Annotated in this window: 12 protein-coding genes; 7 read left to right on the top strand and 5 right to left on the bottom strand. The window is 63.8% G+C overall.

Features of this window, described 5'->3' with window-relative positions:
• Positions 1–24: 24 nt before the first annotated feature.
• Positions 25–912 carry a TetR/AcrR family transcriptional regulator gene (locus tag BXE_RS08225; RefSeq protein ID WP_011487891.1) on the bottom strand — a complete coding sequence of 296 codons (888 nt, stop codon included), beginning with the start codon at positions 910–912 and terminating at the stop codon, positions 25–27.
• A 359-nt stretch (positions 913–1,271) separates the two neighbouring features.
• The gene (locus BXE_RS08230) at positions 1,272–2,492 is read right to left on the bottom strand and encodes an MFS transporter (protein WP_011487893.1); all 1,221 of its coding nucleotides are present in this window, start codon (positions 2,490–2,492) and stop codon (positions 1,272–1,274) included.
• Positions 2,493–3,150: 658 nt separating this feature from the next.
• Here BXE_RS08230 and BXE_RS08235 point away from each other — a divergent pair.
• Positions 3,151–4,482, top strand: a complete 1,332-nt coding sequence (locus BXE_RS08235) for a chloride channel protein (RefSeq protein WP_011487895.1) — start codon at positions 3,151–3,153, stop codon at positions 4,480–4,482.
• Positions 4,483–4,562: 80 nt separating this feature from the next.
• On the opposite strand, the gene BXE_RS08240 is transcribed toward BXE_RS08235, so the two are convergent.
• A complete protein-coding gene (locus BXE_RS08240) occupies positions 4,563–6,515 on the bottom strand; it encodes an AMP-binding protein (RefSeq protein WP_011487896.1) in 1,953 nt (650 codons plus the stop codon).
• A gap of 270 nt (positions 6,516–6,785) precedes the next feature.
• Between BXE_RS08240 and BXE_RS08245 the strand changes: the two genes are divergently transcribed.
• The gene (locus BXE_RS08245; protein WP_011487897.1) at positions 6,786–7,961 is read left to right on the top strand and encodes a long-chain specific acyl-CoA dehydrogenase; all 1,176 of its coding nucleotides are present in this window, start codon (positions 6,786–6,788) and stop codon (positions 7,959–7,961) included.
• Entirely contained in the window at positions 7,958–8,635 is a 678-nt protein-coding gene (locus BXE_RS08250) for a TetR/AcrR family transcriptional regulator (RefSeq protein WP_011487898.1), read from the top strand. Before BXE_RS08245 ends, BXE_RS08250 begins: the two co-directional genes overlap by 4 nt.
• 22 nt (positions 8,636–8,657) lie before the next feature.
• On the opposite strand, the gene BXE_RS08255 is transcribed toward BXE_RS08250, so the two are convergent.
• Together BXE_RS08255 and BXE_RS08260 are read right to left on the bottom strand one after the other, a co-directional pair.
• Entirely contained in the window at positions 8,658–9,539 is an 882-nt protein-coding gene (locus BXE_RS08255; protein WP_011487899.1) for an alpha/beta fold hydrolase, read from the bottom strand.
• Between the two features lie 51 nt (positions 9,540–9,590).
• On the bottom strand, positions 9,591–10,415 hold the full coding sequence (locus BXE_RS08260; protein WP_011487900.1) for an enoyl-CoA hydratase/isomerase family protein: 825 nt from the start codon (positions 10,413–10,415) through the stop codon (positions 9,591–9,593).
• 379 nt (positions 10,416–10,794) lie between these two features.
• On the opposite strand from BXE_RS08260, the gene BXE_RS08265 reads away from it, so the two are divergent.
• Genes BXE_RS08265 through BXE_RS08280 form a run of 4 tightly spaced genes read left to right on the top strand, consistent with a single transcriptional unit; the run spans position 10,795 to position 15,176 of the window.
• Positions 10,795–11,892, top strand: coding sequence for a thiolase family protein (locus tag BXE_RS08265; protein WP_011487901.1), 1,098 nt, complete (start codon positions 10,795–10,797; stop codon positions 11,890–11,892).
• Positions 11,889–13,091, top strand: a complete 1,203-nt coding sequence (locus BXE_RS08270) for a thiolase family protein (RefSeq protein WP_011487902.1) — start codon at positions 11,889–11,891, stop codon at positions 13,089–13,091. Before BXE_RS08265 ends, BXE_RS08270 begins: the two co-directional genes overlap by 4 nt.
• A gap of 13 nt (positions 13,092–13,104) precedes the next feature.
• Positions 13,105–13,581, top strand: a complete 477-nt coding sequence (locus tag BXE_RS08275) for a Zn-ribbon domain-containing OB-fold protein (RefSeq protein ID WP_007182235.1) — start codon at positions 13,105–13,107, stop codon at positions 13,579–13,581.
• Positions 13,578–15,176 carry an acyl-CoA carboxylase subunit beta gene (locus BXE_RS08280; protein ID WP_011487903.1) on the top strand — a complete coding sequence of 533 codons (1,599 nt, stop codon included), beginning with the start codon at positions 13,578–13,580 and terminating at the stop codon, positions 15,174–15,176. Before BXE_RS08275 ends, BXE_RS08280 begins: the two co-directional genes overlap by 4 nt.
• Positions 15,177–15,179: the final 3 nt, after the last annotated feature.

A 15,179-nucleotide genomic window follows, 5' to 3' on the forward strand; every position in this document is an offset into this window, starting at 1 on the left:
GGCGCCGTCCGCAGCGGCTGTTCGCTAGGCCGTGCCGTGCAACGCGTGCTGAAACGCGCCCGCTTCCATGTTGTCGCCACGGCGTTCGCCTTCGGATATGCCCGCCGATGCCGATGCCGATGCCGATGCCGATGCCGATTCGCCTGACGCCCGTGCCGTGCTTGCCGCGCCCTGCGCGCTGCCATCTATCGGGCATTCCGAGCCGCCCTCGGTAGCATCGCCCAGCACTGCGGCGAAGGCGGCCAGTTGCGAGCCGTCGGGCAGCGGCGCCTTGAGCGCGGCCACCATCAGCGAGGCGAGGCGTGCTATGAGCTGCAGGTCGTTCATCGACTTGCCCTGCGAGAACTCGGAAATCAGACTGTCCGTATCGGTACCGGCCAGCACGCCCGAGAGCGCGCCAATCGCAAAGTGAAGGCGCCAGCCGAGTTCCTCACGCGGCAAATGCGGCAACGCGCGCTGGAACGCATCGAAAAAGCGCACCGCCACCGAAGCGTAGTGCCCATTAAGAAAGTCGCGAATGAACGACGACGGGTCGGTATAAGCGCGTCCCAGCAAACGCAGAAATGCTTTACCGCCCACTCGCGGATCGCGTGACAGGCGCAGCGCGGGAATGAACATCGCGCCCAGCACGTGCTCGCAGGTCAGACGCTCGCCGAGCATCGCATCGAAACGATCGAGCAGCTTGAGCCGCTCCTGGTTGAGACGGTCGAGGCGGCGCGACAGCATCGAGTGAATCAGCGACTCCTTGCTGCCGAAGTGGTAGTTCACCGCCGCCAGATTGACTTCGGCGCGCGAAGTAATCTGGCGCAGCGACATCGCCTCATAGCCGCATTCGATAAAGAGCGTTTCGGCGGCGTCGAGGATGCGGGACTTCGTATCGCCGGCATGCCGGCCTGTTGTGCGAACTGCCATATTGCGTCTCCCAGTTGCCGGGCATCCGGCCCGCAAACAGGCGATTCAAATGTGGATTTGAAACGACCGTTTTTTTCAGGATAAGAAGGAATGGTGTGTGCGATCAAGGCTCTGTGTCGACTAACTCCTCTAGAAGACCTGACGAAGGCCGAGCTTTCCCCGCGCGCGGCGCGTCAAACCGCGCGGAAATAAAAAAGGCCGTTCCGATGGAAATCGGAACGGCCTCGTATTGCTTTGCTACTCTGTTTGGCCCAGCTTCTGTTTGCTGACGCATGCTTTGCGTCGCGGCGGTTCGAGCCGCCTTTGCCGCCTATTGTGCCCGATAACGCGCCGGCAAAATAGCCGTTTGGTTCAAACGCTTAAAGCTGTGCCGCAACCTGCTTCGCCGACTGCGTCATGTCGATGCCGCGGCGCTCGCGGCTGAACGGAATCAACGCGGCGATCACCACTGCCACGATGCCGATCACCACCGCCATGATGAGCGCGTAGTTGTTGCCGTGCGCTTCGGCGGCGCTCGCCTGCAGCGGGCCGTTGACCGACGCGATCAGATTGCCGAGCTGGTACACGAGGCCGGGGAACGTCGCGCGAATTTCATCGGGCGAGATTTCGTTCAGGTGCACCGGAATCACACCCCACGCGCCCTGCACGGAGATCTGCATCAGGAATGCGCCGACCGCGAGCAGCAGCGGGGTGGTGGAGAATGCCCACAAGGGCAGCACTGGCAACGCGATCAAGGCCGCGATGAAGATCGCGCGTTTGCGGCCGATCTTCTCGGACAACGAACCAAAGAACAGGCCGCCGCAAATCGCACCGACGTTCAGCGTGATCGTGATCCACGACACCGTATGCGCGTCGAACTGATGCTGCACGCGCAGGAAAGTCGGATACAGATCCTGCGAGCCGTGCGAGAAGAAGTTGAACGCGGTCATCAGAATGATCGCGTACAGCGACAACTTGACGTTCTGCCTGAGCGTGGCCACGAGACCCGGGCGCGCTTTCTTTTCGAGCGTCTTGAAGGCGGGCGATTCCGGCACATGCGCCCGCACGTACAGCACGAGCAGAGCGGGCAGCACGCCGACAAAGAACATGCCGCGCCAGCCGATGTACTGATAGAACACGCCGAACACGACCGAGGCGAGCAGATAGCCGCTCGGATAGCCGGCTTGCAGCAGACCCGAGACGATGCCGCGTGATTTGGGCGGCACGGTTTCCATGGTCAGTGCGCCGCCCACGCCCCATTCGCCGCCCATCGCGATGCCGAACAGCGCGCGCAGCACGAGCAGGGTGGCCAGGTTCGGCGAAAAGCCGGAGAGCAATTCCAGCAGCGAGAAACACGCGATGTTGACCATCAGCGTGGGACGGCGGCCGTACCTGTCGGCGAGCCAGCCGAAAATCAACGCGCCGACCGGACGCATCATCAGGGTCAGCATAATGCCGAAGGCGACCTCCGGGATTTTCGTATTGAACTCGGCCGCGATATCTTTCAATACGAACACCATTAGAAAGAAATCGAATGCGTCGAGTGTCCAGCCCAGATAGGCGGCGATCGTGACGTTTCTCTGTTCCCGTGTCCAGCTCATTGATTGTTCTCCTGAGTCTCCAATCACCCGTGTTCAGCTACGGGCGGCTCCGCAGCCCCGCACGCCCTGTGGCAAAGGCTCCGGGGCGAGTGTACGCCGACTGTTAAACGCTTGCATGAATGAAAGCGCGTTTATCCGTATTAATCCCTGGAGCAAGTTTCATGCGAAATGGCGGTGCATGCTTAATGTCGGGTAAATGTAATTATTGTATTAATGGCGTGTGCAATACGGTTTGTTATTTGTAATCTGTTTCGCGCGCCATTGCACGGTAATCCGTCGGTCTTACTTCAAGCTAATTCGCGCGCGATAGAGGTGACTCGCGGAATTCCGGTTGGCGGCGGCGCGGAGAGATCTTCTTTGTGTGGTTCGCCAGGTAAGTTTGCCAGGTGAGCGTGGTGGCGTCCGCGCGGTTCGCGCGGGCGCGAGTCGTTTTTTCTGGCGCTTTAGATTTAACGCTCTGTTGGATCGGACGAGGTGGCGCGGGCCGAAACGTGGGCGCCTGAGCCTTGCGGCCGGCCGGGAGACCCTGTGGCACCTTGCCTTTCTGGTTATTTATGCACTGCATGAATCAGTCGAGCCGAAAAATCAATTGGATTCATGGTGCATCGCCGAATAACATGGTCGGCATCCCATTCTTTTTTGCTATCGCCGACGCGCCATGTCAGTCAGATCAATCACTTCCGTGCCAGTACGCCGCGAGCGGAGTCCGTTTGCCGTCGTGGCCGCCGTCACGCTGCTCACGGGCCTCGGCGCCGGTTTGGGCGGCATGCTGCTCGCGTTGCTGCTGCACGGCATCCAGCATCTCGCATACGGCTACAGCGTGACGCACGTGATCAGCGCCGAGAGTTTTCTGCAAGGCGTGAGCGGCGCCGCGCCCGAGCGCCGCCTCGTCGTGCTGGCGATCTGCGGTTTGGTGGCGGGGCTCGGCTGGTGGGCGCTGTACCGGTTTGGCCGGCCGCTCGTGAGTATTCGCGAGGCAGTCAAGTCCGACGACCCGCAAATGCCTGTGCTGAGCACGACGATCCATGCATTGCTGCAGATCGTCACCGTCGCGCTGGGCTCGCCGCTTGGCCGTGAAGTCGCGCCGCGCGAGGTCGGCTCGGCGCTCGCCGGCTGGCTGTCGCGCCGCGCGGGTCTTTCGGTGGCGCAGAGCCGCATCATGGTGGCGTGCGGTGCGGGCGCGGGTTTGGCCGCGGTCTATAACGTGCCGCTCGGCGGCGCGGTGTTCGTGCTCGAAGTCCTGCTGGGCACTTTCGGCTGGCCCGCCCTGGTGCCGGCCATCGTGACCTCGTCGGTGGCGGCGCTGGTCGCGCAACTGGGACTGGGCAACGAGCATCAATACCTCGTACCTTCAATGGCGCTGAGCGCGTCGCTCGTGGCCTGGTCCGTGGTGTGCGGTCCGATTCTGGGCGCGGCGGCATGGGGCTTCGCGGAGCTGATGAAGCGCTCGCGCGCGGCCGCCCCGAAGAACTGGCGCCTGCCGGTGTTGTCGCTGCTGAATTTCGCGATGATCGGCGTCCTGGCGATGCATTTCCCGCAGTTGCTTGGCAATGGCAAGGGACCCGCGGGCCTGGCATTCGACGGTGGCCTGACCCTGAGTCTCGCCGCGATGCTGCTGGTGCTGAAGGTGGTGATTACCGCGAGCAGTCTGCGGGCGGGCGCCGAGGGCGGCCTCCTCACGCCGGGGCTCGCGAACGGCGCCTTGCTGGCGATCGTGCTCGGCGGGTTGTGGAGCATGGTGTGGCCGGGGGCGTCGCTGGGTGCGTTCGCGCTGGTCGGCGCAACCGCGTTTCTCGCTGCCTCGATGCAGATGCCGATTACGGCCGTGGTGCTGATGTTTGAATTCACCCGCATGAGCCAGGATTTTCTGATTCCTGTTCTGTTTGCCGTGGGCGGCGCGCTGCTCGGTTTTCGCGCCTGCGCGAAGTGGCTGCCGGCGCTGCAGTCGAGCTTTGGCTGGAACTGGAGCGGGGCGGGCAAAGCGCGATAAGGCGTTGGCCTTTGGCGGCGCGGCACGATGAATGCCGTGCCGTCAAAAGCACAACGCGCCGGTCCGCCGCTGCTCGAACGTTACGGCCTTTTCCTCGCCGCCACCTCGCGGATCAGATTCCCCACCACCTCCAGATCCTCGATTCCCGTCAGATCGCTTTTCGCCTCGCCGGTCTCGACAATCTCTCTCAATAGCCGCCGCACGGTTTTGCCGGCGCGTGTCTTGGGCAGCGCCTTGCAGACGAACACCTGCTCCAGACGCGCGATAGTCCCGATCGCGTCGCTCGCCGCCGCGCAAATCTGCCCGATAGTCGACTCGACCGGCGCCCCGGCTACCAGCGTCACGAACGCCACGGGCACCGTGCCCTTGACCGCGTCGCTCACGCCGACCACCGCCGCATCCGCAATCCCCGGCTGCGATGCCACGACCGATTCGATCTCCATCGTACTTAGCCGATGCGCGGCAACGTTGATGACATCGTCGCCGCGTCCGAGCACCCACAACTGCCCGGTGCTATCGACCACGGCCTCATCGGACGTGTTGTACACGCCGGGATAACGGCCGAAATACGTATTCAGATAGCGTTGATGGTCGTCCCACACCGTACGGGCGAGCGTTGGGAAGGGCGCCGTGAGTACCAGCGCGCCTTTGGTGCCGACCGGTGCAGTCGATCCGTCTTCGAGCAGCACGCGGTACGCGTGTCCCGGCACCGGCGTGCCGCACGAACCCGCTTTCAACGGCTCGACGCCGTAGACGGGATAGGTCCAGGTCGAACCGGTCTCGGTCTGTCCGTACGCATTGACGATCGGCAACTGATCGCCGAGCGTGTTGGATGTCCAGTGATACGTTTCCGGATCGAGCGGTTCTCCTTGCGTCGTAATCAGCCGCAAGCCGTCGATCCGGTTCGCCTTCGCCACCTCGTCGCCGAGCGCGCGCAGCATACGCAGCGCGGTCGGCGCGATCAGGATCTTGGTGACGTGATGCCGGTTGGCGATCTGGTAGAAGCGGTCTTTGCCCGGCGTATCGAGTGCGCCTTCGTAGCACACCAGACTCGCGCCGTGCGCGAGTCCGCCGATCACGGCCTGAATCGGAAACGTCAACCAGCCGACGTCGGCCGCGCACCAGTAGACGTCGTCTTTTGCCGGTCCGACCTGCCATTGCACATTGGCCCATGTGCCAAGCAGAAATCCCGCGACGCTATGCACCACACCCTTGGGCTTCGATTCGGTGCCGCTCGTGAAAATCAGAAATGCCGGCGCGTTGGCTTCGAGCGGCACGCACGGGCAATCGTCGGACTGCGCGGCGACCAGTTCCTTGTAGCCGGTCTCGCCGTCATGCAACGCGGGCGCCGCCCCGGTGCGATCGATCACGACGATGTGCTCCAGCCTCGGTGCCGAGCGCCGCGCTTTGCGGGCGTTTTCGAGTAACGGCACCTGCTTGCCGCGCCGATAACTGGCGTCCGCCGTCACCAGGACTTTGGCCCGCGAGGTTTGCAGTCTCAGCGCGGCGGCGTCGGCCGAAAAACCCGCGAACAGCACGGTATAAATTGCGCCGATCCGGTTGCACGCCTGAATCGCGACGAAAGACTCCAGCATGTTCGGCAGATAGATCGCGACGACGTCGCCCTGACCGACGCCGAGTGAACGTAGTCCGTTCGCAAAGCGTGCGGTGGCGGTGCGCAGTTGCGCATAGCTGAGCGTGGCGCAATCGCCCGGTTCGCCTTCCCACGTGATTGCCGGCCGCGACGCGTAATGCGGATCTTCCGCATAGCGATCGACACAGTTGTCGCACACGTTGAGCATGCCGCCGGCGAAGTATTTGAATTCGGGGAAGTTGCCGTCGCGCACGCTCTCCCACGGGCGCATCCAGCGGAATTTCTTCGCCACCCATTCCCAGTAGGCGTCGGGACCGCCGACGCGTTCGATCTCGCGCGCCTGCGCGAGCAAAGCGGCCTGTTCGGCGACCCGCCATTGTTCAGGCCAGGGTAGAAGCGGTTCGGCAAGCAGCGTGCTCAGCGTATCGGTGGAGCTCATGCGGTGTCTCCTGCGTCTGACTTCACGGATAGATCAACGGCGGATAGATCGGCACGGCCTGCAGACGGATCGGGCGCAACGACGGCCCGGCCCATGCTGCGGATGCGTTTGCGCCTGCTTCTGTCTGCCTGCGCCGCTCGTTCCGCTGGCTCCCGACCGTCGCTGCGCCGGTGTTGAATTTTTCTGTTTATTTTTCTGATTGCACGGATGCCGTTTGGCGTGTGAAAATCTACCTAACGTTTGTTAGATAGTCAAGCATCGGAGGCACTCGTGGGCGCAGAGGATTTCCCTGATCAGCAGCAACGTTCGCCCTATTTCAGCGAAGAACACAGCATGTTGCGCGACGTGATACGTCGCTTCATCGCCAAAGAGGTGCTGCCATTCGCGGATCAGTGGGAGATCAATGGCTATGTGCCGCGCGAGCTGCTGCGCAAGATGGGCGAGCAGGGTTTTCTCGGAATCCGGCAGTCCGAAGCATTTGGCGGTGCGGCAATGAATGTGCTCGGCACAGTGGTGCTTGCCGAAGAATTGGGCCGCTCCACCTTCGGCGGTTTTGCGATCACGGTGCTGGTTCATACGGACATGGCGTCGCCGCATCTGCAGCATGCGGGCAATCCCGCGCAACTCGAACGGCTGATGCCCGATCTCGTCGCGGGCCGCAAGATCGCCGCCGTCGCCATGACGGAAGCGGGCGCGGGTTCCGATCTGGCGTCCATGCGCACCACGGCGCGTCTGGACGGTGACCATTACGTGCTGAACGGCGCGAAGATGTTCATCACCAACGGCGTTCACGGCGACATCTATTTCGTCGCGGCCAAAACCGGCGGACCGGGCCGCAGTCATGGCGGCATCTCCATGTTCATTGTCGAGAAGGGCATGCCGGGCTTCTCCGTCGCGCGGCCGCTGAGCAAGCAGGGCTGGCTGTCGTCCGATACGGCGGAACTGGTGTTCGACGAATGCCGCGTGCCCGTGCAAAACCTGCTTGGCGAAGAGAACAAGGGTTTTTATTCGCTGGTCAGGAATCTGCAGAACGAGCGCATCACGCTTGGCGCGCAGGCGCTGGGCGAAGCATCCAGAGCCATCGAGATCACGCTCGATTACGTTACCCAGCGCACCGCTTTCGGCCAGACGCTGTGGGAGAAACAGGCGATCCGTCAGAAGATGGCGATGCTGCTCGCGAAGGTGGAAGCGGCGCGGCAACTCCTTTACAACACTGCATGGCGCGATGCGCAAGGGCAAACGGTCGTCGCGGAAGTCTCGATGATCAAGGCGCTGTGCGGAGAACTCGTCAACGAAGTGATGTACGCATGCCAGCAGTTTCACGGCGGCTTCGGCTATATGCGTGAAGCGCCGATCGAGCGAATGGTGCGCGATGCCCGTGTGCAGTCGATCGGCGGCGGCGCGACCGAGGTGATGCTCGAAGAAGTTGCGAAGCGGATGGTATGACGTCAATGGTCAGCACGCCCGTTCCCGCCATATCGACGAGGGCAGCCGCATCGGCAGACAGCGGCGATGCCGCGGCGCCCGCAACTGCTGCCAGCGACTCGCGCCGCACGATCCTCGATACGGCTGCACGCCTGTTTCGTAAAGAAGGCTACGCGGCCGTGTCGTTGCGCGACATCTCGGCGGCTTGCGGCATGAAAGCGGGCAGCCTGTATTACCACTTTGCGTCGAAAGACGAGATCGTGTCCGAGGTCCTGCGAATCGGCGTGGAGCGTGTGTTCGCCGAAGTGCGCGCGTCGATCGACGCATTAGGCAAAGACGCCGCGCCCGAGCAGGTGTTTCGTACGGCGGTTCGCGCGCATTTGCGCGCGTTGCTCGAATCGCACGACTATACGTCGGCCAACATCCGCATTTTTGGTCACGTGCCCGCGCAGATCCGGGCGGCGCAATTGCCATTGCGCGACGAATATGAAGCGGTGTGGGCCGACATCATTGCGCGACTTGTACCACGGCGGAAAAAGCGCAGTGACGAGTTGCGTTTCGTGCGGTTCTTCCTGCTCGGCGCGATGAACGGCACGCTCGACTGGTTTCATGCGGGCCACGCTTCAGTCGACGAAGTGGCGCAACGGTATGCGTCGCTGGCGCTGTCGGGCCTGCTGGGCGCAAGCCGGGGCTGACGGCGATAGAAACGGCGATATGTCATTCACCGCCGCGTTGCACGACCCGATCCAGAAACGCCAGCAGTGCGTCGCCGAACACGTCGTTCCGGTCGCCGGCCACCATATGCCCGGCGTCCATCACGTTCACATATTCGCTCTGCGGACACAGCGCGCGAAATTCCCGCGCGCCTTCTTCACTTAATACGTCGGACAATGCGCCGCGCACCAGCAGGGTCGGACACGTCAGATGCCGCGCGCAATTTTCGAGTCGCTGCTGCCGTAACGCGAAGTCCCACTCCTGAGGCTTGAAGCGGGGGTCCCAATGCCATCGATATTTGCCGTCAGCGGCAAGCCGCACGTTTTTCGCGAGGCCGTCGAGATTTTTCCGCCGTGCGCGTTGCGGCTGATAACTGGCGATTGCGTCGGCCACTTCTTCGAGCGACTCGAAGCCCTCGGGCTTTTGCGTCATGAAGCTGTGCACCCGGTCCGCGCCGTCCATCTCCACCCGCGGCGCAATATCGACGAGGATCAGCGCGCTGGCCTCGACGCGGCCTTCACCCGCCGCGATCAGACTGGTGCCGCCGCCGAGCGATGCGCCGATCAGCGCGGCGCGCGGCCTGCCGAGCGCCGCGATCACGCACCGCAAATCCTCGACCATCACGTCTTCGCCGTACGCGCCGTCGGGCGCCCAGTCGGAATCGCCGTGGCCGCGCGCGTCGAACGCGACCGCCCAGTAACCGCGCGCGCCGAGCTTTTCGCCCGCACCTTTCCACGCGTGCCGGGTCTGGCCGCCGCCATGCTGCAGCAGGACCAGCGGGCCGCGAGGGTCTCCCCACGCATCACCCGCAATCGCGACGCCGCCCGCGCCGCGCCATGTGAACATCGGCTCGGGCGTGCCGGGAAGTCTAGTACCTGCTGTCACGCGATGACTCCTTCAAGGAAACGCGATCCCATTGGGCTTGCCGGCAACGGTTCACCAGGAATCGAAAGTCGGCGCGCGTTTTTCGGAAAAGGCCTGCATGCCTTCTTTCCATTCGTCGCCGCCGACCAGCATCGACAACGCCTCGATACCAAAGCGCCGCGCCGTGCGCAGATCGGCGTCTTCGCTCACGTAGATGCTGCGTTTCGATTGCGCGACCGAGCGTGGTCCGAGTTTGCGGATCTCCAGCGCGATGTCAAGCGCGCTTTGCAGCAGCATGTCGCCCGGCACCACCGCCGACACGAGCCCATAACGGTCCGCGGTGGCCGCGTCGAGATGGGTGGCACGCAGAATCCAGTCGAGCGCTTTGCTGCGGCCGACGTGCCGGATCAGTTTCTGCACGCCGCCCGCGCCCGCCACGGCGCCAAGTCTGGTCTCGGGCAAACCGATTTTTGCATGCGAGGCGATCACACGGAAATCGCAGGAGAGCGCCAGCTCGCATCCGCCTCCGAGCGCAAAGCCGTTGATTGCGGCGATGGTCGGAAAGTGCAGTTCTTCGAGCCGGTCGAACAGCACGGCGATATCGGCCAGATAGTGGTCGCGCGCGTCGAACGGCTGATGGATCGACGCTTCGGGCCCCGCGAAATACCGCAGATGCGCGCCACAGCAAAACGCGCGCTCCTGCCCCGTGACGATCAGCGCACGGGTGCTTTCCATGTCGGCGAGATCCAGCGCGTGATCGAACTCGGAGAGCAGTTCGAGCGACAGCGTATTCATCTGCGCCGGGCGCGTGAGCGTAATCAACGCAATCGCGCGTTCGGCCCATTCGAGCCGTACCGCGCTGCCTTCGAACGTCGGTCCTTCAAATGTTCCACTCATAAGGTCTCCGGGTGTGGTGCGCACGGTCACGCTGGCGGCACAGTGCCGGGCGTGCCGATTCCTCTGGAAAGGGTAGGGGGACGACGGCCAGTCTGTCAAGAAAATGAACTGACCATCGGGTTAGTTTGGATCAAGCGGCGTGCTGGAGCGGTCCGTAATACGAGTGATCCAGCGGCATAAATTTGAAAACTAACCGTCGGGTTAGAAGATTGACCATGAAGATTAAGCCCGTTATGATGGGTCCTGGAGACAGCGCGCAACCATTGCCCGTGGCCTTCGCCATGCGTGGCGGGAGCCGGCGGGGCCGGCGTGGCGCGCAGCTCGGAGAACAGCCTGTTGCGCTGGCTTCATCCGCGAAACGGAAAATAAAAGGTCCAACATGGATGTCTATGTGATGGGAGTGGCGATTCATCCAGCGGCAGACGCGATCGGCGATCTGCGGCTGGAAGAAATGGCTTACCGCACCGCGCGCGCCGCGCTCGACAATGCGGGGGTCGAACGCCGCGAGATCGATCATCTGACGCTTGCCGCCAGCGACGAAATCGACGCACGCGGTATCAGCAGCATGCTGCTCGCCGCGCCGTCGGGCGGTTATCTGAAAGACGAAATGCGCGTCACCGATTCGGGCCTCACCGGCCTGCACCTCGGCGCGATGCGCGCGGCGGCGGGCCACTTGCAGCTTGGCCTCGTGGTCAGTTCGAACCAGAGCTCGGTCGTGCCGCTAGAAGACATCGCGCGAATGCGCGGCGAGCCTTTTTTTCTGCGGCCAGTCGGCCTGAACTTCGCGATTGCCGATGGCCTGTTCGCCGGCGCGGTGGCCGGGCGGTACGCCATTTCCGCCGCAACGGCCGCCGAACGGGTGCTCGAACGCATGCGCTCGGCGGCCCGCAACAGCCGCGCCGTAGCGCGTACGCTGCCGCGGCATGACGACATCGCGGGCTCACCCTGTCTCGCTTATCCGCTGCGCGCCGGGCATCGCGCGCCGGTCACGGACGGCGCGGTCGCCATGGTGCTCGCGTCCGGCGCATGGCTGCGCGCGCATCCGCAACACCGGCCGCTCGCGCGCATTGCCGGCATGGCGTGGGGCGTCGACCGTTATCAGCTGGATGCCGAGCGGTTGGCCGGCCTCGATATTTTCCGCAGCGGTCTCGATGACGTGCTGTCGCGCGCGGGTCTCGAAAGCGTCGACGAACTCGAAGTGGTCGAACTCGAAGCGCAAAACGCATGGGCCGACGTGGCCTTCAGCCAGGCGCTCGGCGCCTCGGCGCGTGTGAGCGTCAGCCCGTCGGGCGGCGCATGGGCGCAAAACCCGTTCTTCTGCACCGGCTTGCTGAATGCCGCCGAAGCGGCGCTGCAGGTCGCCGGCCAGGCAGGCGGCCATCAGGTCGACGGCGCGCGGCGCGCGCTCGCTCACGGCGTATCCGGCTTTGCACAACAGACTCATGGCTTTGTCGTCATGGAAGGAATAGCGGCATGAAGGCGCACAACGTAGCGGTTATCGGCGTTGGCCAGACGGAATTCCGGTCGCGCTCGGACAATCAGACTTACGCCGAACTCGCGCAGGAGGCCGTCGCGCTCGCGCTTGTCGACGCCAATCTGCAACCCGAGGAAATCGACGCGGTGGTGTTTTCAATGGCGCCGACCACCTTCATGGGCGTCGCGGACGCGGACAAATGGGCGGTCGATTACACCTGGGCGCGCGGCAAGCCGTTCATGCGCGTGCACACCGGCGGCGCGACCGGCGGCTCCGCGTTGCAGGCGGCGCACGCGCACGTCGCGTCCGGGCAGTACGGCACCGTGCTGGTGGTCGGCGCCGACCGCATCACCGAAACGCCGGACGCGCAGTTCGTGCTGAACCTGATCTGGGACGCGTTCTACGAGCAGGACTTTGCGCTGAACACGGTGACCATGACAGCGCTCGCCACGCAGCGCTACATGCACAAGTACGGCACGACCGAGCGGCAATATGCGAATGTCGTGGTACGTGCCCGCCGCAATGCGTTGAACAATCCTTCCGCGCATCTGAAGGGCGCGATCGATATCGACGCGGTACTCGCGTCGCCGCGCATTTCGTGGCCGTACAAGCTGTTCGATATCTGTCCGCGGTCGGCGGGTGCGGCGGCGGTGGTGATGACGTCCGAGACGCTCGCGCGCGAACGCTGCACGCGCCCGGCGTTCATCACCGGCACCGCGGGCGTGTCGAACACGATATTCATGGGCGATCGCATGGGACCTCACGCCGACACCGACTTCGCCGATTTCGCGGAGTTGCGCCAGGCGGCGCGCGAATGTTTCCGGCAGGCGGGCATTACGGATCCGCTGCGCGAGTTGCAAACGGTCGAAATCTACGACCCATTCAGCTCGTTCCAGTTTCCGCAGCTCGAATCGCTCGGCTTCTGCAAACCCGGCACGGCGCAGCAACTGAGCGACGAAGGCGCATTCGACATGGATGGCGCGATCGCCGTGAATCCGTCCGGCGGCACGCTGTGCACGAATCCGATCGGCGTGACCGGTCTCGTGCGCGCGGCGGAAGCGGCGCGTCAGGTCATGGGCCGCTCCGCCGCGATGCAGGTCAAGAACGTTCACAACGCGCTCGCCACCGCGATTGGTGGGTCGACGCAATTTTTCACGGTCACGATGCTGAGCGACGAGCCGCGCCGTGCCCCGGCGGCCTGACAGGAGATCATTCATGAGCAAGAGCCCAGCAACACCCGAGCCGCGCACATTTCCGGGTGAATGGCATGTGCGCTACAACTATCCGGTAGGCGACGTGGGCGCGCATTTCTTCGACGCGTTGAAGGAGAAACGCATTGTCGCGACGCGCTGCAGTGCGTCGGACATGACGTATCTGCCGCCGCGCGCTTACTGCGAGCGCAGCTTTGAAAAATGCGACGGCTACGTGGACGCCGGCATGGAAGGCACGATCGAAGCGGCGACTATCGTCAGCGCCGCATTCGACAACCTGCCGACGCCGCCCTATGCCATCGCCTATGTGCGGCTCGACGGTGTCAGCACCGCGATGGTCAACTTCGTGCGCGGCATGGATCTCTCGGACGTGCCCGCGGCAGCGGCGAAACTGCAGCCGGGTACGCGCGTGCGTGTCGAGTTCATCGATGCGCCGCAAGGCCGCATTACCGATTTCCACTACGTGCTGGCCGCCGCGTGAGTACCATCCTCTCCCGCATCGATCGCCAGTCCGACGCGTTCAGGAACAACGAAGCGCACTACGACGCGCTGCTCGCCGAACTGCGCGAACGCCACGCGCATGTGCTGGCGGGTGGCGGCGAGCGGCTGGTCGAACGGCATCATGCGCGCAACAAGATGCTCGCGCGTGAACGGATCGACCTGCTGCTCGACCCGCTGTCGCCGTTTCTCGAACTGTCGCCGCTCGCGGCCTGGGGCATGTACGGCAACGCGGTGCCGTCAGCCGGCGTGATTACCGGTATCGGCCTGATCGCGGGCACGCCCTGCATGCTGATCGCCAATGACGCCACCGTGAAGGGCGGTTCGTTCTTCGCCGAGACCGTCAAGAAACACGTGCGCGCGCAGGACATTGCCGGGCATCACCGTTTGCCGGTCATTTATCTGGTCGATTGCGGCGGTGCGTATCTGCCGGAACAGGATCGTGTGTTCCCCGACAAGGACCACTTCGGCAATACGTTCTACCGGCAATGCCAGATGTCCGCCGCGGGCATTCCGCAGATCGCCGCCGTGTTCGGCGGCTGCACGGCGGGTGGCGCATACATACCCGCGCTCGCCGACGAAGTCGTGATGGTACGCGGCCAGGCACGCATTCATCTGGGCGGCCCGCAGATCGTCAAGGCGGCGATCAACGAAATCGTCGACGGCGAGACGCTCGGCGGCGCCGAGATGCACACGCGCGTGTCCGGCGTCTCCGACTATCTGGCGGAAAACGAAGCACAGGCGCTCCAGCGCGTGCGCGACATCATCGCCAATCTGAACCGGCCACGGCCGCTTTCCGGCGCGGTGCGCGAAGTCGTGCCGCCGCGCTATGACATCGGCGAGTTGCGCGGCATCCTGCCGCCGGGGCTGAAGGAATCGTATGACGTGCGCGAAGTGATCGCGCGGCTCGTCGACGATTCCGGGTTCCAGGAATTCAAGCCCGAGTTCGGCAGCACGCTCGTGTGCGGCACTGCATACTGGTGCGGTTATCCGGTTGGAATTCTCGCCAACAATGGCGTGCTGTTTTCAGAGTCGGCCACGAAGGGTGCGCATTTCATCGAACTGTGCAACCAGCGCAATATTCCACTGCTGTTTCTGCAGAACATCACTGGCTTCATGGTGGGTACGGAGGCCGAGCGCGGCGGCATTGCAAGGCACAGCGCGAAGCTCGTCTACGCAATGGCGACTGCGCGCGTGCCGCGCCTCACGGTGATCATCGGCGGCTCGTTCGGCGCGGGCAACTACGGTATGTGCGGTCGCGGTTTCGATCCGCGCTTCCTGTTCGCGTGGCCGAACTCGCGAATCGCGACCATGAGCGCGGACGTGGCGGCGACCGTGCTGACCGACTTGCGGCGCAGCAGTCTGAAAGCCGCCGCCGATGAAGCCGAGATCGCCGAAATCGATCGCGTCACGCGCGAGCAGTTCACCACGCAAAGCGATCCGTATTACGCCACCGCGCGCCTGTGGGACGACGGGCTGATCGAGCCTTCGGAAACGCGCGAAGTGATCGGCCTGTGCCTCGCACTCGCGGCGGCCGAAGCGCCGGCGACGGGTCCTTCACCCGTCTTCCGGATGTAAAGG

Source organism: Paraburkholderia xenovorans LB400 (assembly GCF_000013645.1).
In the GTDB taxonomy this organism is placed as follows: domain Bacteria; phylum Pseudomonadota; class Gammaproteobacteria; order Burkholderiales; family Burkholderiaceae; genus Paraburkholderia; species Paraburkholderia xenovorans.

Excerpts from the sequence above, each read along its gene's own strand:
- BXE_RS08230 (WP_011487893.1), bottom strand. The coding sequence starts at position 2,492 with ATGAGCTGGACACGGGAACAGAGAAACGTCACGATCGCCGCCTATCTG.
- BXE_RS08265 (WP_011487901.1), top strand. The coding sequence starts at position 10,795 with ATGGATGTCTATGTGATGGGAGTGGCGATTCATCCAGCGGCAGACGCG.
- BXE_RS08260 (WP_011487900.1), bottom strand. The coding sequence starts at position 10,415 with ATGAGTGGAACATTTGAAGGACCGACGTTCGAAGGCAGCGCGGTACGG.
- BXE_RS08240 (WP_011487896.1), bottom strand. The coding sequence starts at position 6,515 with ATGAGCTCCACCGATACGCTGAGCACGCTGCTTGCCGAACCGCTTCTA.
- BXE_RS08275 (WP_007182235.1), top strand. The coding sequence starts at position 13,105 with ATGAGCAAGAGCCCAGCAACACCCGAGCCGCGCACATTTCCGGGTGAA.
- BXE_RS08235 (WP_011487895.1), top strand. The coding sequence starts at position 3,151 with ATGTCAGTCAGATCAATCACTTCCGTGCCAGTACGCCGCGAGCGGAGT.
- BXE_RS08270 (WP_011487902.1), top strand. The coding sequence starts at position 11,889 with ATGAAGGCGCACAACGTAGCGGTTATCGGCGTTGGCCAGACGGAATTC.
- BXE_RS08250 (WP_011487898.1), top strand. The coding sequence starts at position 7,958 with ATGACGTCAATGGTCAGCACGCCCGTTCCCGCCATATCGACGAGGGCA.
- BXE_RS08225 (WP_011487891.1), bottom strand. The coding sequence starts at position 912 with ATGGCAGTTCGCACAACAGGCCGGCATGCCGGCGATACGAAGTCCCGC.